At 48.4% G+C, this 19,691-nt stretch carries 12 protein-coding genes and 1 pseudogene; 2 read left to right on the top strand and 11 right to left on the bottom strand.

What is annotated here, in order from left to right:
* Positions 1–358: 358 nt before the first annotated feature.
* The 8 genes and pseudogenes from H4J77_RS17465 to H4J77_RS17430 form a co-directional block, all read right to left on the bottom strand.
* A pseudogene (locus tag H4J77_RS17465) lies at positions 359–481 on the bottom strand (transposase domain-containing protein); the annotation flags it as partial.
* Positions 482–780: 299 nt separating this feature from the next.
* The gene (locus tag H4J77_RS17460) at positions 781–3,771 is read right to left on the bottom strand and encodes a type III restriction-modification system endonuclease (RefSeq protein WP_182249702.1); all 2,991 of its coding nucleotides are present in this window, start codon (positions 3,769–3,771) and stop codon (positions 781–783) included.
* Positions 3,772–3,781: 10 nt separating this feature from the next.
* Positions 3,782–5,728 carry a site-specific DNA-methyltransferase gene (locus H4J77_RS17455; protein ID WP_182249700.1) on the bottom strand — a complete coding sequence of 649 codons (1,947 nt, stop codon included), beginning with the start codon at positions 5,726–5,728 and terminating at the stop codon, positions 3,782–3,784.
* A gap of 27 nt (positions 5,729–5,755) precedes the next feature.
* The gene (locus H4J77_RS17450; protein WP_182249698.1) at positions 5,756–7,822 is read right to left on the bottom strand and encodes a DUF262 domain-containing protein; all 2,067 of its coding nucleotides are present in this window, start codon (positions 7,820–7,822) and stop codon (positions 5,756–5,758) included.
* Positions 7,809–8,624 (bottom strand): DUF4391 domain-containing protein, encoded by an 816-nt coding sequence (locus tag H4J77_RS17445; RefSeq protein WP_182249696.1) that lies wholly within the window; start codon positions 8,622–8,624, stop codon positions 7,809–7,811. Before H4J77_RS17445 ends, H4J77_RS17450 begins: the two co-directional genes overlap by 14 nt.
* Positions 8,621–11,800 carry a helicase-related protein gene (locus H4J77_RS17440; RefSeq protein WP_310735009.1) on the bottom strand — a complete coding sequence of 1,060 codons (3,180 nt, stop codon included), beginning with the start codon at positions 11,798–11,800 and terminating at the stop codon, positions 8,621–8,623. Before H4J77_RS17440 ends, H4J77_RS17445 begins: the two co-directional genes overlap by 4 nt.
* Positions 11,801–11,966: 166 nt before the next feature.
* Positions 11,967–12,605 (bottom strand): DNA-binding protein, encoded by a 639-nt coding sequence (locus tag H4J77_RS17435; RefSeq protein ID WP_182249694.1) that lies wholly within the window; start codon positions 12,603–12,605, stop codon positions 11,967–11,969.
* 672 nt (positions 12,606–13,277) lie between these two features.
* Positions 13,278–13,676, bottom strand: coding sequence for a DUF6957 family protein (locus H4J77_RS17430; RefSeq protein WP_182249692.1), 399 nt, complete (start codon positions 13,674–13,676; stop codon positions 13,278–13,280).
* Positions 13,677–14,239: 563 nt separating this feature from the next.
* On the opposite strand from H4J77_RS17430, the gene H4J77_RS17425 reads away from it, so the two are divergent.
* A complete protein-coding gene (locus H4J77_RS17425; protein WP_182249690.1) occupies positions 14,240–14,548 on the top strand; it encodes a helix-turn-helix domain-containing protein in 309 nt (102 codons plus the stop codon).
* 464 nt (positions 14,549–15,012) lie between these two features.
* On the opposite strand, the gene H4J77_RS17420 is transcribed toward H4J77_RS17425, so the two are convergent.
* The gene (locus tag H4J77_RS17420; RefSeq protein ID WP_182249688.1) at positions 15,013–15,252 is read right to left on the bottom strand and encodes a DUF2188 domain-containing protein; all 240 of its coding nucleotides are present in this window, start codon (positions 15,250–15,252) and stop codon (positions 15,013–15,015) included.
* Between the two features lie 231 nt (positions 15,253–15,483).
* Between H4J77_RS17420 and H4J77_RS17415 the strand changes: the two genes are divergently transcribed.
* Positions 15,484–17,178 (top strand): hypothetical protein, encoded by a 1,695-nt coding sequence (locus H4J77_RS17415; RefSeq protein WP_182249686.1) that lies wholly within the window; start codon positions 15,484–15,486, stop codon positions 17,176–17,178.
* A 332-nt stretch (positions 17,179–17,510) separates the two neighbouring features.
* Here the strand turns inward: H4J77_RS17415 and H4J77_RS17410 are convergent, their stop codons facing one another.
* Positions 17,511–18,509 carry a hypothetical protein gene (locus tag H4J77_RS17410; protein WP_182249684.1) on the bottom strand — a complete coding sequence of 333 codons (999 nt, stop codon included), beginning with the start codon at positions 18,507–18,509 and terminating at the stop codon, positions 17,511–17,513.
* A 173-nt stretch (positions 18,510–18,682) separates the two neighbouring features.
* Entirely contained in the window at positions 18,683–19,333 is a 651-nt protein-coding gene (locus H4J77_RS17405; protein ID WP_259364910.1) for a hypothetical protein, read from the bottom strand.
* Positions 19,334–19,691: the final 358 nt, after the last annotated feature.

Raw genomic sequence — 19,691 nt, 5'->3', positions numbered from 1 at the left:
ATTACATTGAGATGTTTTATAACCCAAGGCGCCGGCACGGCACGAGTGGTGACCTGTCACCGGTCGAGTACGAAAAGCGTCATTACCAGAGTCTGGCGAGTGTCTAGAATACTGGGGGCGATTCATATATCTCATAACCAAAATATCTCTCAGAGCTCCTCTCAGAGCTCACAAGCTCAAAACGCACGTCAGACGAGGTGAAACAAGAATAAATCGATAGAAGCGCAAGCGACCGGTAATCCCATCTTAAGCTTGGCACAGCTGGCGTCAGGATAGTGTCCACTTATTTTCTAGTGGACACTTATTATGAGCGCTGTAAGGTAAGCGATCCACCCCATCTTGCGATGATCGTTGCAGATTAGTAAGCAACCTGTCCGTAGCGCCACGGCAGTAATGCTTCGTAGTCGTCCGCCGACGTTGCCAGCGGCAACCGTTCCAGCATGTGGCGCAACCAGGCGTAGGGTTCCTGACCGTTGGCCTTACGCAAGTAGGCAGCTTGGTGTAAAAAAAGTCCAGCCTGAGGTTGGCTTTTGGTATCTGCTACATCGCCTGGCTGTTACTGGAAATTGTTCCTATTCGCTGAGCACTCGAGCCCATTCACCAGTCTTGGCTTCTTCGTAGGCACTGATTACCCAGCTCTCAAGCTCGCTCATATATGTTCCCTTCAACACGTCGCTCTAAACCGCTTTCGGTATACGTGCTACGAAAGCCCAAGCGGCGTGCGGGCCATTTTGAATACTCTTGGTGATCTACTTTACGACTCCGTGTACTCCCTAGCCGTTAGTCCCCAACCCACTGCTCCAGCATATCTATTGAATTAGCCAGCCGGAAATCCACCCCGCCCTCCAGCGCCGCAAAATGAGCCTTGCCGCACTTGATTTTGTCTTGCTCGGCCAAGCGCAGGTCTTCGTCAAATAGGCTGCTTTTGGTTTCGACTACGAAGTACAGGCGGTCTACACCCTCCTTCTCGATCAAAATTGCCCAGTCGGGGTTGTAGCTACCGAGCGGAGTGTCGATCTTGAACCAGCCTGGAAGCTTGCTGTAGAGCTTCACAGCGTCATTGCGCTCCAGCCCCTTGGCAAACTCGCTTTCGGTCTGTGAGTCATAAACGATGTGGCTGTAAAGGCTCTTGCGAACCTCCATCATGTTCTGCTCCAGATAGCCCTGTAGCTCATGCTCTAGAAAGAGCTCTTGGGCATAAACTTCCTGCTCACCGATTTTTTCGTATTTGATGCCGTCGACCAATGCGTGCATCTTTTTGCGCTGGATGATCTTCAGTGTGTTTTCGATAAATTTCTGCGGGTTTTTCTTGAGGTCGTTCAGCCGCTTGCTCTCGATCAAGATGCGCGCCAAGGTTCTCCGGGTCAGTTGGGTTTTGTTTTGAAGGTAACTGAGCACATCAGGCAGACGATCATAGCTTGAGTCGTACAGCTCACTCACTTCCTGCACATCCTTGGTTCCGACCCCGCTCTTATCCATGGTGAGGGTTGCCGTAGTCGTGGTGAACCGGGGCTTAGGTATAAGCATGAGCTGCATGTCAGCAACGCAGCTTGTAATCAGTTTATCCAGGTTAAAATCCACCTGGTAGAGTGTCTTGTACTTGATCCTGTCCCACAGATCCTTGAAGTCCGCGCCCAGAATGACTTCCTTGCGCGGCGTGGCTGTGTGTTCGTTATTAGCTTTTTTGATATCCAGCCCACCAGCGATCTTCTTCAGAACATGCTCTACCGCTGGTTTGACGGTATCGAACTGTTCCGGCAGTTTCAGCAGGTCATGCTTGAGCGCTGCCTTGAGCGTATCCTGCACCTTGCCGCCCTTATCGATAAAGCCTTCCTGCTTGAGGAAGTCAAACAGCTGCTCCGACTGCTCCACGCCCAGATACTGAAGCTCACCCTGATCATCGCTAACCGTGATGCTGGCAAAACTGTGCTGCTCGACGACACCAAAACGGATGCCATCGTCTTCTTCGATTTCCTTCTGGAGGGCGTTGCTGAATTCCGCGTAAGTCTCATTAGCGACAACCGTCAGGGTGTTGATGGTATAGCCGCTGTCAGCAACCCGCTGGCCACTCTGATCAACCGCCAGGCGCAAGCCACGACCGATTTCCTGACGTTTCTTGATGGTCGAGGTCGTCTCGTTCAGGGTGCAGATCTGGAAGACGTTGGGGTTATCCCAGCCTTCCCGTAAAGCTGAGTGAGAAAAGATAAAACGCAGTGGCGTTTGCATGCCCAGCAGGCGCTCTTTATCTTTCATGATCAGGTCGTAGGCAGACTCATCATCAGCGGTTTTACCGCTCGTGTCTTTGACTATGCCTTTGCGGTCAGCGGCAAAGTAGCCATCATGCACCGCTGTCACATGGCTGCCCCAGTCCAGCTCACCAAACAGGCTCTGATACTGCGGATGGCGGGCCAGCTTCAGGTATTCCTCTTCGAACATCTCGCCATAAATGCCCAGACCTTGGTTGCCGCCCTCATCGTAGACTCGATAGTTGGCAACCTTGTCGATAAAGAACAGCGATAGCACCTTGATGCCCAAGGGATTCAACGCCAGCTCGCGTTTGAGGTGTGTTTCAATGGTTTTGCGGATTTGCAGGCGCTTAAGTGCCAGTAAATCAACGCCGCCGATGCTCTGACCCTGCTGAACTACATCGGGTCTGGAGGTAAAATCCAGCCACTCCTTGCCCGGCACGGCGCTGATATTGTTGACGATATAGCCTTCGTATAAATCGCGCTTGGTCATCTCATACAAGTCAGCGTTCTGCTGCACCCACTTACGATCACGCCTGATGCTGCCGTCAGTCTTCAAAGCGTCAAACTCAAGCCGCGCTTCGACTACGCCCTTATTGTTACGTGCCTGGAGAAAGGCTATATAGGCGGTGTTGTGGTCATCTTCCGGCAACACCTCCAGCACGGCAATTTCTTTCACCAGCTTCTGGTTGTAGGCATCTACGGCATCCAGCCGGTATATGGGTAGGTGCTTGTCTTTGTGGGTGGCTGAAAAGCGCAGGGTAAACAGCGGATTGAGTGACTTGATGGCTTCAGCAGACTTGGCGGTAGTGTCCACCGTCTGCGGCTCATCAATGATCACCACTGGGTTAGTTTGGGCAATCAGCTCGATGGGCTTTTGCCCTTCCAGGCGGTCGTTATAGCGGTGAATAATATTGGCCTTGGTTTCCTTGTCCGGGTCAGTGAAGCTACGGCGGAAGGCATCAATATTGATCACCATGATCTGGATATGGCCGGACTCGGCAAAGCTGCGCACCTGCTCTAGGTTGCTGGAGTCGTAGACAAAGTCATCGATCTTGGTTTCCTTGTAAATATCCGATAAGTGTTCACGGGTAATTTGGATGGCTTTTTTTACCCCTTCTTTGATCGCCAGGCCCGGCACTACGATGATGAACTTTGTCATCCCATAAGCTTGGTAGAGCTCATAAATGGAGCGCAGGTAGACATAGGTCTTGCCGGTACCGGTTTCCATCTCCACGGTGTAATGCAGGTCGCTCCTGTCCACGCTCGTGGCGGGCTTCAGGCCGTGCCGGAGCTGCACCTGCTTAAGGTTGTGCAGAAGCTCTTCTTCGGTCAACACCAGCCGGTTGGCAGTACCCTGAGGTGCTACCGTCAAGCCCAGCGCACCCTGTCCGCTCTGCCCCCAATCCGCTGCCTGCGGCATGGTAAAGGGGGTGAAGCAATTTTCCTGACCGTTAAACAGTGCTACCACTGCTTCCCATGCCGCTCTCTGGTGCGGAAGGTTCTGGTCGAATTTGAGTTTCATCATCCGCCCCTTAAATGCTCAACACATCATTAATACCGGCTTGCTTAAAGCGCTGGATAGCGTTGGTTTTGACGATGTCATCTGCAAAACTAGTGTCTCGGAAGACAATCCTCAAAATGGGCATATCAGCGGTGCCCAAGCCAATAATGGCTTGGACCGCATCTAGGGCAATACCCTCGTCAAAGCAAGCGACTAGAGAGCCTCCAGCAACGTTGTAGACGGTGTGACCCGACACTTGCAGCGTTTCCACCGGGAGGGTCAACGGCAAGCCGTATTTGATCAGCACTTCGTACAACAAATCTTCGCTGCTACGGCCATCGAGAATATTGTTTACCGCACCCAGCAGATCCTGCTCCAGATTGTCATAATCCGGCAGCCATTTCTTGATGTTGGAACTGTCAAGCTTAAGTACTTTAAAGCCAAGATCAGCCTCGGTATCCGGATGTTCTTCACGGATTTTATTGGCGGCACGCCGAATGCGTTCCTTGCCGATTTCGGCGATGGTGGCGTAGCCTGCTTTGTGGACTTCCGAATCTTCAGGAGTTAATTCGGGAATTTGCACCATAATAAATTGACGGTGACCACCGTCTTCGGCGTTCTGTTCCATTACGGCATGCGCACTCGAGCATGAACCGGAGAAAAAATCTAACACTAAATCATCATCCGCTAATAAATAGGATAGAAGATGACGTAAAAAAGAAACAGGCTTCGGGTTTGTAAAAACAGTCCTATTTTCTGGAAACAATCCCCGCAGGTCATAAGCTCCAATGCGGCCATCAAGCTCAATTACGCTTGACAGCTTTTCCTGGTACGACTCTGCGTATACCTTCAACTCAATAATTTTGTTATGGTCATCACCATATAGAATCAAGCCTTTTCCGATCAAATCTTTCATTGTTTCTTCTGGGAACCTGTACCCCATCAACGGCTCTTTACACGACTGACGCGTAACGGGGTGTATAACATCATACCTGTACCCTTCTTTACCTGGGTTGTGTACGCTTTGACTCCCAGTATAGACACCCCCTTTATCGATATATTTATATCTATCGAGCTTTCCGAGGAAATTCTTATTTTCTCTAAACCATTTTGTATATTCTTCTTGAAGCTCTGAATCAGACAACCCTCGCCTGTTCAGCTCGGAACCGATATCCACAAGTACGTCTTTAGCATCAGATTCTTGTGACTTCCACACAGGAAGGCAGTGGTTGATATTTTTTGCGTAAGCAACAACATACTCATGCTCTATAGCAATTCTAGTAGGGTTGTTGTCAGTTGCATTTTTCCAGCATATCAAGCCGATAAAGTTACCGTCTCCAAAAATCTCATCGCATACCTTCCGTAAATTATGTATTTCATTATCATCAATTGATATAAAGATCACCCCGTCATTTCGCAACAAATTACGAGCCAGCTTCAGGCGCGGATACATCATGCTAAGCCAGTTGGAATGATAACGGCCAGAGCTGTCAGGATTGTTCGTCAGCGGATTCCCTTCTTCATCTCGCTGACCGGTCAGGCGCTGATAATTGGCCAAATTATCTTTAAAGCTATCTTTATAGACAAAATCTTTACCTGTATTGTACGGCGGGTCGATGTAGATCACCCTTACCTTACTAAAATAGCTTTTCTGCAATAGCTTGAGTACTTCTAGGTTATCGCCTTCGATATACAGGTTTTCAGTTACATCCCAATTGACGGACTCTTTTTGTGCAGGTCGCAAAGTGCCAAGGCTTGGTGTAGTGGCAATACGCTTGGCCTGATCCTTACCAGCCCAGGCAAACTGATAACGTTGACCATGCGTTTCAACATGCTCGCCCAACTCAGCTTTCAGCGCTTCGAAATCCACTTTACCCTCGGCAAACACATTAGGGAAAAGTGCTTTCAACTGCTCCAGACTGTTCTCGGTCAAGTTCATACTAGAGGATGGTACAGGAATAGGTTGCTTGTCACTCATGGCAAAGACTCTTTATGTGCATTCATTTCAGTCGGCGGCATATTTAATGGTGAGCTCGTCTTCCAAGTCAAAAACTGAAAGAGCATGCTTAATACGCTCAAACTTGCCGACATTATCTAAATTCGTCTCGATATAATAATTTTCTTTAATATTAGCAGCCTGTCTAAGTTTCTTTGCTTGCTCTTCACCGTGCGATAGACCGACACGGCCACCCAGGTCAGTACTATAAAACAGATCCGGGGTTAGGTTAAAAAGCTCCCCGATAATATTAATATACAACCTGGATACCTGCGTAACTTCCATTTTGCTGTCAAGAAATATGGCGTATTCAAGTTTTTTATGTTTTGGGTCTTCTGCCTCGAATATGCTTACTTCCGTGGCCGGCTCTGCCGAAATAGCCTCTCCGATGTCAGGGTAGCTCCAGACCTGGAAGAACCTCTCTGTCAGAGACTCAAATCGCTTTTCAAGCCGGTCAGCGTCCCAACCGCTCTGATCGCCTAAAAACCTGTTCAGCCATAGCCGGCTATCCTTATAGCCACCACCAGGCAAGTCCCGCTTCTCAATAAAGCTCTTATTCCCCAACCTTCCATTATTGCCAGAAAGTGTCAGATTGGCCAGCGTATTTAAATAGCTATCACGAATTCTCTTGTACTCTTCCTCGCCCAGTTCAATCTTCCATTTCGGGTCGGGGTTTTGCGGAAATATATGTTCCGTGGTTATCTTCTCATTCTGATCTACTTGAACATATTCATTGTTATTGTGGTTCTCTAGCCTTTCCAGCAAGTACAGCCTGTTCTTGGTTTTTATGTTATACAGATCCTTGATACGCAGCGCATCGAATACTTCATTGTTTGAAGGGAATCTTTGCACCCCTTGTCGCTGCAACAACCATTTCTGCAAAGAGTACAGATAATTTTTAGGCTCCACTTTCTCATATAGGCTCATGAAGATCTTATTCAGGGCGTTGGTTGGCAGCCCTAGAATAAATCTACGCCAGGTGAAATTTTGCACCAACTCAAGAACTTTAATAAATGTATCTTTGTCGATTATTTTTTGGCTGTAATCGTCATAAACCTGCATCAGAAAAGGATAAGCAACATTTATCTCAAGTCGCTTAATATATTCTAGCTGCCGCCTGATTCCTACATCGATCACTTTATTTGGATTGTTCAGCTTATGATAATGAACTACCATATTTTTAATGTCGGCCAACGACTGCTCAAGCGCACCGACATCAGTAGTCGGATATTTTTCTTTGAAAGCTTCGTAGACCTTGCCCTTATTGGGGATTTTCTTATTTTTCAGAGTAAGGTAATCCCGTATAAATTCCGACACCAGTATTTGATTACTTTCTTCATGCTTGGCCTGGGCTTCAATAACAGACCAGTAGTCTTGGTAAATCCGTTCCTGGTCCTTGGGTTTCAGGCCCATCAGAATATAGTTTCGAATCAAGTCAGCCTGTGAAAGCTCCAAGCCAGTAGAATTAAGACTTTCAAAAATTCTCTGCGGATCATCCTTGCCCCTATCCAGAGATATTTCAACAAACATCAGCTTTGAAAGGCCGTTCAAAACATTCTCATAATTATCAGGAGTTATCCGGGATCTAAAAAACTCGTAGTTGGCAATAACACGCGAATAGCCGGGAAACTGCTCGTTTCCATGACTACGCATCAGAAACTTGAAAGCAGCGGCGTTATTCTCGGCGGGCTTCAGCTTGAGCTTTTCGTCTTCACTGGCAAATTTATTGATTAGGTAGGTTTCGTTTATCTCTTGTTCCAAACCTGGGTCTTCCATTTCCTGAGCAAGCTTGTACATCACTAGATAAATCAACGTTAAGGTGGTCAGCCTTTGCTGCCCATCAATGACAACCAGCTCCTTCATGCGCGACGAGGTATACACATCGTCGTGTATGTACACAATGCTACCAATAAAATGTGCCTGGATATTTTTGTCAGCACCTGCTGTAAAAACATCTTCCATCAGCTGTCGGCATTGGGCCTCGTTCCAATCATAATTTCTCTGATAAACTGGAATAACAAATTGCGTCTTGTTGTTTGAGAGAAAATCTTCTACGCGAGTTTCATTGGCTTTCATTGTGCATCCCTACGTTTACTTCAGAACAGATCCTTTTGAGCTGTAATTGCAATCTTTGCAACTGTACGTTCAGCTCGACTTTTTCATTAAACTGGCTACAGGCCTCGCGCCTGCTTTTTAATGCAATGATTTTTCCTTGCAAGTCCTGAATTTTATGTAGCTGCTCACGCTGCTGTTGCAGGCCAGGCCCATCCACTGTGTCCCCGCCTTCGGCTATCCGGAGTGCTGCTTGCCCGAGACTGGCTGCGGTGAGGTAACGGAAGAAACAACCCAGCAAGCTCTGGTAGAGGGCCATCAGGTGGCTGTAATCCTGCCGTACAAAGCTAAGTGACTGATGGAACTGATGTTGTAAAGGGCTACTATCGTCGCTTTGCCAGTCACTGACTAGCAGCTCCTGGATAACCAGCTGCTCATGTTCCGGACGTGCCTGGTTGATGGTTTTCTCCGCCAGCGACCATTGTGAGCCCTCTTGGCCGCTGATTTCCAGGATAAGCGGGTAGGCAATGCTCTGGTGCAGTAGTTGATGCAAGCTTTTGAGTTGGGCTGCGCTGACCATCGCCCTTTTTTTTAGTTTTAGACTGATGTACAGGATTTCTAGATATTCGTGCTCACCATCGTTATAGGCGGCGATATTGCTGTTGTTGGGCGTGATATGGCCAAGCAACTGGATGCTATCCACGCTATCTTGGAGCAGGCGGGCCGCTGCCGCGCTGCTTTTGGAATTGGCGGCAATGGCCTTTTTGGGTATTTTCTGCTGAACTAGGCAGGCATCGGGCAGCTGTAAAGCCTCCAGTAACATCATGGTTCATCCTGGATGATCAGATAGGCGATTACTTCGAACTCCCCACTGGTTCCACTCTGGGCGAGACTGGTGCCACCACGGCTAAACAGGCTGTTGATGCCTTGCTCCTGCTGCTGGCCTTGCAGGTGTGCAATAGCGGCTTGCAGCTGCCTGCGGTATTGCTGGCTACTGCCTACGTGAGCGAACTGCACTGTATCCGGCTCCCTACGACCAAGAGACTGGCGCTTGAATACATCCAACACTTTTTTTGCCTGGTTGTAAGGCAAGGTCACGTTGCTGTCTTCACCTACCTGTACCAGGTAAAAGGGAAAGAGTGCGTGGGGCTCCTGCAAGCTGTTCTGGGCTCTGTCCAGACTTTTCAGGCAGAAGACCACTCCCGGCTGGATGCCGTTCTGCTGAAGCGCGCTATCGAGCTTAACCACGCTATATAACCCATTTGGGCAAGTCTCAAGCAGGTCCTGGTGCTCTTTCATGTAATTGCCCAGATCCATCTTAAAATCACTGAGAGTGAGGTCAGTGATGGATAGGCCACCGGATATATCTTCCAGATCCAGTACGTTGTCCTGTAGCTCTGTCATCTGCTTACGGCGGTATTCCAGGTCGCGCATACGACCTTCGTTGTCGGCATCAATCAGATTTTCCTCACCGGTGGCCGACACATCCAGCAGCACCATGCGGCCACTGACACGGGCCTCCAGATCAATGTATTCGTCCAGTTCGATATTGGGCCAGAAGTTGACCAGCTGAATCTGGCTGTTAACGGAGCCAAGGCGATCAATGCGGCCAAAACGCTGGATGATGCGTACCGGGTTCCAGTGAATATCATAATTGATCAGGTAGTCGGCATCTTGCAGGTTCTGACCTTCACTGATGCAGTCAGTGGCAAACAGCAGGTCAATATTGGCGTCGTCTGATAGGCCGGTTTTGGCGCGTTCCTTGGACGTGGGTGAAAAAGCAGTGAGTAATTCGTTGAACTCCGTGCGCACCTGGGGGTTATTGGCCCTGTTTCTGCCACTCCCCTCTATAAGTGCACTGTACACCCCATGTTTCTGTACACCCCAGTCTGCCAACTGGTGATAGAGGTACTGGGCTGTATCGGCAAAAGCCGTGAAGACAATGACCTTGCGGTTACCGGGGTTGAGCGGGGTGTTCAGCTTGCCTTCGATTTGCTTCTTGAGCAGGGCCAGTTTCTGGTCGCGTTGAGGGGTTACATTCTTGGCGGCATTGACCAACTGGATTAGGTACCGGCGGTCCTCTTGCAGGTCATACAACCAGCGAGCCTGATCCATATCCTGTATCAGCACCTTCACCTTGCTGCCAACGAGCAACGCTTCCAGCTCCGGGGAGTCGATATCCGCTTCTAGAATATCCAGGCTTTCCAGCTCGCTACTGCTGTGATCTTCCAGCTTGCTGATAAGCACTTCAATATTAGCCAGGAGACGCTCAGCAGTGAGCCGGAAAGAATGAACCGAGCTTTCCAGCCGCTTCAGAAGGTTAACCTTGATCAGACCAATCAGGCTTTTTTCACGATCCAGCTGACTAAATACCGACTGGCCATCTTTGAGCTTAGTATCATATTTGGCCTCATAGTCGGCGCGCTTCTCCATCAGCACATACTTGAGCGGAGCAAAGGTGCTCATGTTCAAGCGCTCAATGATGTTGTTGATTTCCTTGAGCGACGGAAACTCGTCCTGGGTATCAAAATCCGCCTTGATATTGATGGGTTTGAGTCGTTTCGGGAACTGACCGATATCTTCAAGATTGTAGTATTTCTCGATGTGTTTTCGGGAACGGGCAATAGTCAGCAGATCCAGAATCTTGAAGTAGCCGAAATTCAGGCTATTGATCAGCTGTTCCATGGTGCGGGTTTCAACTGGTCGTTTGAGCCATTCATTGAAACGGGTCTGGGCTTGCTTCAGGGTGTTGGAGATGTCAGCAATGCCATGCTGCTCCAGGGCGTGGTCATCCCCTTCGGTGACAAAAAAAATCTGGTTCTTCAGGTCGTTCAGGCGGTTGTTGACCGGCGTGGCCGAGAGCATCAGCACTTTGGTTTTGACCCCGGAGCGGATGATGTCATCCATCATGCGCGAGTAACGAGTGTGTCGCTCTCCGGCGATACTGGCGTTGCGAAAGTTGTGTGATTCGTCAATCACGACTAAGTCGTAGTTGCCCCAGTTGATGCTGGCCAAATTGATATCCCCTGACATGCCGGTGCTGCGAGTCAGGTCAGTATGATTGAGGACGTTGTAGCTGAACTTGTCTCTGCTGAGGATGTTACGCTTGTCGTTCTGGGTATACAGCGTCCAGTTTTCGCGCAGCTTTTTAGGCGCCAATACCAACACCCTAGCGTTGCGCAGCTCGTAATACTTGATGACCGCCAACGCCTCAAAGGTTTTTCCCAAACCCACTGAGTCGGCGAGAATGCAGCCGTTGTAGCGCTCCAGCTTGTCGATCACCCCCAGCACACCATCCTTCTGGAACGGATACAGTTTTTTCCAGATATCCTTCTCTTTGATGCCTGTTTTGCTTTTAACAATGGCATCTTCGTCAATTTCGTTAAGAAGTCCTTGGAAGAGCCTGTATAAGACCAGAAAATAAATCAGCTCTGGTGACTGGTCTGCTGCCAAAAATTCCACCGCCTGATGCAGCTCATGCTCGATCTTCCTCGCGCTTGTATCCTGCCAGTGCTGATCGAACCACTGTCGCATCGCTCCAGCTTGAGCCGCATCCGTACTGCCCATACTCATATCCATGCGGTCGCTGAATATCAGACCCAAACCCGCTGCGGTCAGATCGGATGAGCCCTGGATAAAGGCTTGCTCGCCATTGGCTTTGTTCAAGTGATACAGGTTCTGCGCTAAGCGGCTACTGGGAACCCCTTTGGCACTGACATTGCTCTGCAACCATTTGCGCAGAGCTGCCGCCAACTCTTTCTGGTCAAGCTGGTGCAGCAGTTTTTCCTCACCCGGTTCACAGGCCAGTCGCTTGGTCAGAGGAGTGTCGTCCATACCTAGCAGCAGCCGAGCCTTGTTGCTCTTGAGTTGATCATAGAGCGATGCAAATCCAGACAAGCTCAGGTTTTTCAGCATCAGCGACACGTCCGTACCTGACTGCAACTGCTCCTTCAGCACCGACACCAGCTTGGCTGTCCGGTTGTCTATTATCCAGTTGGGCACGTCTACTCCTTAACGACTTTCCCTTTTCTTATCGGGCAGCGGGGTGATTGGCTTTTAAGCACACAGTAAAGACTATACCGTTTGGATGGCGATAAAGGTCCTACAAATGCGCCCAGCCCTCTATCAAGGGCGAAGCAGAACAAAAGCTCTGCAAATCCGACCTCAACTATTTGTTTTGGAGAGCCGCCATCAGTGTTGAGTTTTGCTCTAGCGCAGCAGCTAGTCTTCCACGTAACTCCGCTGACTCCCCTTTAGCATCTCCAGCCTCTTTACGGGCTGCATCCAGCTCTTCACGCACCTCAGCTACACGCACCTCAAGGCCTCCCACACGGGTCTCGAAACGATCAGCTCGACCGTTGGCTGTAACAAGTTTTTGAGCCATTTCTTGCCCATACTGTCCTGCTGCCGCCAGTTCAGCTGTAATTTTTTCCAGTTCAGCAGCTTGGGTTTCGTATGCAGAAGCGACCTCTTCTCGCAATACATCCAACTCTTGCCGCTCGACATCCCATGAGGACTGGACTGCAAGTAAGGCTTCGTTAGCAAGCTCCTGAGCCTGCCGCCAAAGTGCTGCCAACGCGTTGTTATGCGCCCGCAATACCGGTTCCGGGATAGTTACGACAGCGGGGGTTACTTGGGAGATGCGTTGGCGCCGCCATTCCTTCATGACTGCACTAGTGTCTCCCATGCTAGCACGGGCGGCACGGCGTACCTCCTCAACCTTCGGGAGCGCGCTTTTCTCGCCCTCCTGATACAGCTTGTCAGCAGCAGCAATGATACGGGCACGGACATCAGGCTTGGTTTCCATAGAAACTTCTCCAAAATAGTAATAATAGTAGTTGTTCTACTACTATTATTACTATTGTCAAGGTAAGTTTTAGATATGGTCAGAGCATCATAATCAATTCTGATGATTGACGCCTCGGCACCTCTTGCGATAATTGAACTCAGGCCACTTTCTGAAGACTCCGGTTGACTGTCAATGGCCTGTCAACCTTTGGCCCTCAGCCTTGATGAGTCAGGAAGTGGATTGACACTTTTTGAGCACGAGGTTGACAGATCTGACGTCGAGTCATTGACAATCAGCACGCCGAGGCTTGACAGTCAACTTTGAGTTATCACTCCGGCGCTGGAATAAGGTTTTAACAAATCTGTCAAATCAATGACTCGGCCTCCGGTGCGATTCACCATTGATGTCGCTGCTGTCACCGTGAATCTCCCTGACTCGCGACAACAGATTTTGGTTAGCCGTCGCCCTGCTGGGCTGGGGGCGATATATCGAAGCGTAGTAACCGCTGGCTGGGGTCTTAAGATATCGACACAAGGCGTATCGTGGGAAGCTCGCGACCGTGTCGAAGCTCCAAGGTCACGCATTGATGACCCGGCAGGCCGCTCCACAACCACAGTGCCATCGGCATGGGGTAGAACCGCCACCATTTAATCTCAAATACAAGCTTGTCAAGCACTTAAAAAAGTAACTCTAAACAATGTTTCCCACAGTCTCCAACGATGCGGTCTTTTTTAGACCGTTACCAAGCAGGACGTAGACTGAATTCCAGGTGTGAAAAAGAAAGCCGTCGCTAAATGTAGTTAAAGGTGAGGTCCGCACAAAATCTCCGATGTCCCAGCGCCTCGCACTGTCAAAAATAACGGTATGAGCGTAGAGAACAACCGGTTTGCGGCGCTGTTTTTCCAGCACAGTAAGCTGAGCAGCGGGCATGTCGAGGTCGATCCAGATCCAATCTCTGACCAAGCAGTAACCGGCATCTGGGTATCGGCTCCGAACGAATGCGACGGCTTCATCGTCTGACATTTCCCGCCCCTCTTCAGGTAAGCCAGGCCCGTGAATTAGCTCATAGAGTGAATCGAGGCGATTCATTCCTACCTCCCGTAATACAATTTTGGTTCGATTGGACGCTTGTTTTCGTACAAGACGACAGTGTCTCTCGGGAGCACGTCGATAGCTTTAACGCGTTCAGGCCCCCCGATACGGTGCGATCCGAATCGAGTATGAAATGTGTGAAATATTTCTCCTTTTCTAGTCTTGCTTTCAGTCATCTGATCGATCTCGGCGATACCCCAACCTTTATTGTCAGGAAAATTGCTTGGGAAAACCGCTTGGAATGACCTGATTTTTAAGCCTTCGGCAACCTGCTCCAGTAGCTGCTTCACAAGAACTACGTCATTTGTTAGCAAAGCTTGTCCTTGACTGTTGGCAGATTCAACGAGAGTGATGTGGAGCCAGGGCGTGCACAGATCATAATTGACGAAGCACCAGCTACCCAGCCCGCTCGAGCCGATGTGGCAGTCCCACACTCCCTGCCGCTTTTGCGATAAAAGCATGAGAGTTCCTTTTTTTCATTTCAATGAACAGTATACATTGTAGCAGTATACTACTCGTCGTGGCCAGATAACCCATAAGCACCTTCACGAAATAGGCTTATGGATCTCAAAATGGCTTTAGGGGAATCGCTCCGGCGGATTCGCACCCAGAAAAAATTGACTCAGGAAGACTTTTCTCAAATCAGCAGCAGGACGTACCTGAGTACGCTTGAGCGAGGGATCTACAGCCCCACGGTAGAAAAGCTCGATGCCATTGCATCGGTACTCCGAGTGCATCCTGTGACGGTCCTTGCGGCGACCTATCTGAATGTCGACGACGGCACAAAACCAGAAGATTTGTTGCGTAGGGTGCAGGAGGAATTAATGGAAATTGACAAAGACCGTTCACCTTCTAATGAAAAGGCTTAAGGGCAGGTTGAATCACACCGGGTTTCGTGGAGGCCTCAACTCTTGAGAGAATGAGGCCTCCACGAAACCCGGTGTGATTCACCGCTTTAATTGACGATCATTACCTGTTCTATGAGCGCAATGATGACACATCGAATATCATAATCACGGTATAGCCTTAGAATTGAATTCTCTTGGGCTTTCTGGATACCCATCAGGCTCGCTGCGTGCAGTTTTTCAACTTTACCAGTGACTGAATCAACCCTGTTGCACAAAGAAACCAAGTGACCGCTTTTGGCCGAATTTTGCTTGTCGCCACCGTTTGCTTTGGTGCAAGTCCAGCCAGTCATCGTAGGGGTACGCGAATGCGGTGCCGCCGCTCATTCGCAGGCTTTAACCGCCCTACGCGAATCACGCCTCGTGCGTCGACGTCATGCCAAGCATTTCTACCTCGGACATAGGCGCGAACTCGAAGTTAGCGGAATTCAACCTTTTACGTCACGAGGGTCATTGCCGGGCTTGATGGTGTCTTTTGCCCTGAACTCTCCGTCGCGCCCCTTGGTAGTCATTTCACCACCACCTTGGTTTTGCAGCATCGCGCGCGCGGCTTTCTGCGCCTCTGCCTGAGTATCGTGGACGCTTGAGGCTCGGTCTGAATCGTTGCGCTTGTTTTCCCACGTTCCATCTGGACGTTGGGAAATGGTGCGGTCTTGGGGTTTGCTCATGATGAAACTCCTGTTCTGGGGTCTTTATTTATAGACTAGGAAATGGCCCTTTGCCCGCCATCCGCGCTCTTATTGGGTGCGACAGGCTGAGAGCAGTTCTCGATGCCTAGCGTGACAGGCGGAGATCGGCCAAAAGCTGTCATTCACGGGAAGGATACATCAGACTAACCCTCGTAAGCTCCAACCCTTAACGACCCAAATCTGTTCATGAGCAGCAAAGGATATTAACTGATGGAAGCATCTTTCTCAGGCGCAGAAAAAGGGAGCGGAAATGAAGCCACGCAGGAGGATACATATACAGGAGAGGCTTCTTTCTTGTGCTCGTCGAAAACTAATGGTTTCGCGCATATTACAAGAATCTGTGAAACGCTTGTAACCTCAAAAGCATTTGCATTCGCCTTGGATAGCCGAGGGCGGATATATTTTGAAGAAAACAGTATATTGAAGTCTGAATTACTTAGTATCGATACTACAATTTCTGGCTTAGGTATGTCGGTCAACGGGCACGATAGATTTTTAACCACTAACCCAGGTGACTATAACGTTTACTCGCTGTCCGTTGCTTTCAACTTGTTCCTGTCGGATAAAAAATTATTTAATGCAGCTTTCGGTTTTCCGGCAGAAAGCGCTCGAATTTTCATGCGACCAATCGCCATAAAAATGGAAGGCAACGAAGAGCACGAGATGTTTCTCCCGTATTTTCGAATTTATGACGGCGGTACGATCAGTTTGTCTCTATCACCCATCTTGGGCTTTGAAAATGCTTCTGTACGAGAGGTCATTTTCAAGGATGTAAACAGGTCGCAGCGTAATATCAGTTCGATTTTGTGTGAAAAAACGCTACTCTTGGCTTGCATCGAATGCCAAGTATCACAGATGCCTCTGCAAGAGAGGATCAGACAAAGAAAAGCATTAAAAGCTGCGATTAAGTCTGCGCTCGACTCGCCTGAAGAAATAGACTTTCTAAATGAGAATATAAGTTTTTATGAGTTAGTTAGTAATGACAAGCTCTCTCTTACAGATGTTTCGCGAAATCTTCTTGCGATGGTCGGGCGGGCGGCAGCTTCGGGAGTACTTAGAACTCGTATTAATTGGATTGGTATGAAACACCGCGACGAATCGGTGGGTGCATATTGGTGCGCCAAGCCCATCATTTTCATCAAGTCCCACACAAGGCAGAAAAACAGCTCAACTGAAAACTGGGAATCACATAAGCATCTAGTTAACAGCGTGATGAATCGCGTGCATGTCAATGGCGTTGCCGTATGCTCCTCCTCGAGTTACAGCGACATGCGGGCTTTTGAAGATTTTAATAGTTTCTATTCTGAGGCGGTATCACTAGTTCTATCATCCGCTCAACTGGAATCTTTCATTGACCAAAATCACTCCTACACCTTCAACAATTTGGTTGCGGATGTTCAGGTGCTAAACGAGGCATCACACTTTCTTCAAATATATTACTCATACACCTCGCTAAAGCTGGATAATAGCAAGACAGCAATTGACGTGGCAAAAATAGAGCTGGAGATTCTAAGACTTGAAGAATCACTTCTTTCCGCCCACAAGTATGGGGAAATAGCTGAGTACCTAAATGAGATCCGGCGCGGCAATCACTTTTCTACAATTATGAAGCTTTTACATAAAAAGGTAGAGACTGTTCGTAAGGCACTTGAGCTAGATGAGAAAATTCAGTCGGAATCTTATATGCGCAGAATCACGATTATCTTTGGAATTATTGCATCCGCCACTCTATCGCCAGAACTAATGCAGCCGCTTGCAAATGTCTACGGTATCACTTTTTCCAACGATGAGATCGGCAAGCTGGTCGGGATAGCTGCGTCAGTAGTCGCTGTATTTAGCATTTTGACATTAAGTCACTATATTTTTCGAGCTGTTACCTGGATTACTCGTCGCCTCAAAACATGAGGGCTTCTGAGCCGCTTCTATCTCAAATCTTTTAAAGTAGTTGGTCACAGTCCATCTCTATGACTTCGCTAGCATTTTGGCCAATTAGGTGAACTCAGGGACATCTGCTTTTGGGGCCGTAAGATGCCTCCCGATTTCGGCTGCCACTGGCCAATAGGGGCATTTACTGTCTCCACTTGCTCGGCCACCTTAAGTATGAGTCCATGGGGCGGTTTGTCGTGGAACGAAGGAGAAATCGATTCAATGGAATTTTGAGCATTTAAATTAGAGCCCAATAACGCTAGAAGTAGGGGCTTGACGTCAAGATCGGCCATCGGCTGTATTTGTTAGACTCAGTTATCTTTGATTTTCCTGGCGAATTTGCGAATAAGATGCTTGTCGTTAACATCAGCAAATAATCGTTTTGTTGTCTCATCATCAGGCTCGGAAAATTTCGTGAATTTCTTGCCGTAAACGCCATATTGACTGCCCTTTTGCAGGTTCTCAAAGTCTCTCAATATCAGTCGCGCTTTCTCAGACGCCTCGAAATATTTGACAGCAATGCTAGGCAGGTCACGGGTCTTTATATCAGATATGATGTATCTGTGTATCACACGATTCCTTAATTTATAAAGAGAATTAAGCTCTTCATGGTCAACGTCTTTGATTACATTATATTTAAGAGCGTCATCATATATTGTTCGCTCCATTAAGCCTCGTTCATTCTCTGCCTGAAATAGGTATTTTAGTGGAACTTCGTCCGTCTCGTTCCTAAGTTGGATGGCGATGACTATGCTTAACCTGAGAAAAGCATCGATCTGGTTGGCAGAAACTGCAATTGCTTCGATAAAGGAGTCGGATTCTATCGCATTATCCAAAAGATCGTACGACGCAGCCAGAGCCGCTTGAAATCGGTCAAACTTTTCCATATCGGAAGCGAGCTTTCTATCAGGCGGAGGGACAATCACCAAGGATTTTAAAACATTATCAACCAAGCGGAGCTCTTCATTTATTCGTTCATCACTCTCAAGATTCGCATTATAAATATATTTACCGATCAAAGCCTGATCTGCTAGCGCGCCGAAAAACACATGAGTACAGAACTCTGAATCATCCATCCTAGAAGGTCGCCATTTAAGGTTTGGCACGCCACCCGGATACTTTTTTGCAAGTTTAGGCGCTAGCGTTTCAAGTGGGTAACAGCTAATTTGAAAGCATCCATTAACGTTTTCATAGGGCTGAAAGCTGTATGGAGACTCTTCCTTTTCGCCTTCCACAACAGGATTAACGTATCGCCACTCTGTCGGGATTTGAATAAGAAATATTCCGTTCGGCTCTGTCCAGTGCTTCATTCAACTATCCTACGAAAAATTTAACGCCTGATTTAACGTCTGGTTAAGGGGGTGACCTTTAGCTCGCCCCAGTGAGCGAAGCGAACGGTTTAAACCAATTCCCAGTCTTACCAAACACCAAGAGTCTCAAGCAATTCTTGATTCCCATTTAGTAATACAAATTCCGTCAAAATTTAGCTCTTAAATACGAGGCGCCTCGCTGTAATTTTTTCTGAGCTGCCCAGCATCTGGACGATAACGTTATTCGTCGAGTTTATAACAGTGTCACCAAAAATCTGCTCGAACTTAGCATGGCTAAACTCCATAGAGGGGAGTTTTATATCAGCGCAGAGCCCAGCAAGGTAATCCGGAAGGCGGACGTGCTCCGAGTAGTCGGTCTTTCCGTCCATAAAAGGATAAGCGAATATGTATTTAGGCTTATTAGGGTCTTTTATTTCTCCTGAATAAGAGCGCGCGACAAGGAACAAAGTAAATGCGATATCAAAAGCTACTTCATTATACTTCTCAAACATCGCATCTCGATCAGTGATCCACCGGATGTAGGCCGGCTCCTTTAGCTTATTCAGCGTTAAGAAAATGAATGCGGCGAAAGTCGACGTCAGTAACACTTGTCTTGCCAGTTTCGCATTGAAGTTCTTGCGTTTCACATCAAGCACAAAGGCTTCAAGCGCCTTATCAATTCGCTGCCAATAGAGTTTGTCGACATTAGGCTCAGCAGACCATGACGCAATAAGCTCACGCATCCCTGTGCAGAACCCGTGAATGTTATCGTCAGTGATGAAGTCCCGAAGAAGCTTTGACTCTCGCTCAACGATGAATGACACGCTGAAAGCCACAGGGCAGTTCAGATAGGAAATCAGACCCTCCGAAGCCTGCCGGGTCCTCTTAAGGTCCTTGGGCGCTACGTTCGCAATGTACTCTGAAAAATTCTTGTCAGTGTCATGCTTGAGCGTGATAACGAACGAGAAGCTGTCATTCGTTTTCTCAGGATTGCCAACGCAGTAGTCCGAGTAAATGTTCCACGCTGCGTCTGGTCGATACTGCTTGAACCACTCTGAACCGCCCCGGGTTTCGCGGAGGCTTCAACTCCTGAGAAGATGAAGCCATGAACAAGACAAACAAGTTTTCCCCTGAAGTCCGTGAACGAGCCGTGCGGATGGTGCAAGAGCATCGCGGCGACTA

The sequence above is a fragment of the Pseudomonas sp. 5Ae-yellow genome, from assembly GCF_014077575.1.
GTDB classification, from domain to species: Bacteria; Pseudomonadota; Gammaproteobacteria; order Pseudomonadales; family Pseudomonadaceae; genus Halopseudomonas; species Halopseudomonas neustonica.
This window is presented reverse-complemented; position numbering and strand designations above follow the sequence as displayed.

Bases quoted from the DNA above. Each gene is read 5' to 3' on its own strand.
- H4J77_RS17460 (WP_182249702.1), bottom strand. From the start codon at position 3,771: ATGAAACTCAAATTCGACCAGAACCTTCCGCACCAGAGAGCGGCATGG.
- H4J77_RS17455 (WP_182249700.1), bottom strand. From the start codon at position 5,728: ATGAGTGACAAGCAACCTATTCCTGTACCATCCTCTAGTATGAACTTG.
- H4J77_RS17450 (WP_182249698.1), bottom strand. From the start codon at position 7,822: ATGAAAGCCAATGAAACTCGCGTAGAAGATTTTCTCTCAAACAACAAG.
- H4J77_RS17445 (WP_182249696.1), bottom strand. From the start codon at position 8,624: ATGATGTTACTGGAGGCTTTACAGCTGCCCGATGCCTGCCTAGTTCAG.
- H4J77_RS17435 (WP_182249694.1), bottom strand. From the start codon at position 12,605: ATGGAAACCAAGCCTGATGTCCGTGCCCGTATCATTGCTGCTGCTGAC.
- H4J77_RS17430 (WP_182249692.1), bottom strand. From the start codon at position 13,676: ATGAATCGCCTCGATTCACTCTATGAGCTAATTCACGGGCCTGGCTTA.
- H4J77_RS17425 (WP_182249690.1), top strand. From the start codon at position 14,240: ATGGATCTCAAAATGGCTTTAGGGGAATCGCTCCGGCGGATTCGCACC.
- H4J77_RS17420 (WP_182249688.1), bottom strand. From the start codon at position 15,252: ATGAGCAAACCCCAAGACCGCACCATTTCCCAACGTCCAGATGGAACG.
- H4J77_RS17415 (WP_182249686.1), top strand. From the start codon at position 15,484: ATGGAAGCATCTTTCTCAGGCGCAGAAAAAGGGAGCGGAAATGAAGCC.
- H4J77_RS17410 (WP_182249684.1), bottom strand. From the start codon at position 18,509: ATGAAGCACTGGACAGAGCCGAACGGAATATTTCTTATTCAAATCCCG.